The sequence below is a fragment of the Candidatus Phytoplasma citri genome, assembly GCF_002009625.1.
Classification (GTDB): Bacteria; Bacillota_I; Bacilli_A; order Acholeplasmatales; family Acholeplasmataceae; genus Phytoplasma; species Phytoplasma citri.
Genome location: NZ_MWKN01000036.1, coordinates 1 through 316, shown reverse-complemented (window position 1 = coordinate 316; position 316 = coordinate 1). Strand labels below are relative to the sequence as shown.

Sequence of the window (316 nt, the reverse complement as noted above, 5' to 3'; positions counted from 1 at the left end):
CGGATGTACTCAACTCTTGTCTTTGGGTTTAGATTGATGAAGCTATCAATCCCCAGTTGATGGTGTTGGTTTTTATACCATGCTTTCCCATATTCTGGGCTCTTCTTCCAAATTGGCTTTCCTTTTTTAATTAGTTCATCCATTTTCAGATCGATGTCGTGTAAATATACATTCACCAACAGGGGAGAGATTATTCCTCCTTGAAGAGAACCTGATAAAGATTCGTATCTGATCCCATCTTTCATGAAGCCGACTTTCAACCATTTGTTAATGGTCGAGAGGACTTTATTCTTTCTGATGAACCGATTTAAGGTTC

At 38.6% G+C, this 316-nt stretch carries 1 pseudogene; it reads right to left on the bottom strand.

The features are described from left to right. A pseudogene (locus B2G44_RS01155) lies at nucleotides 1–316 on the bottom strand (group II intron reverse transcriptase/maturase); the annotation flags it as partial.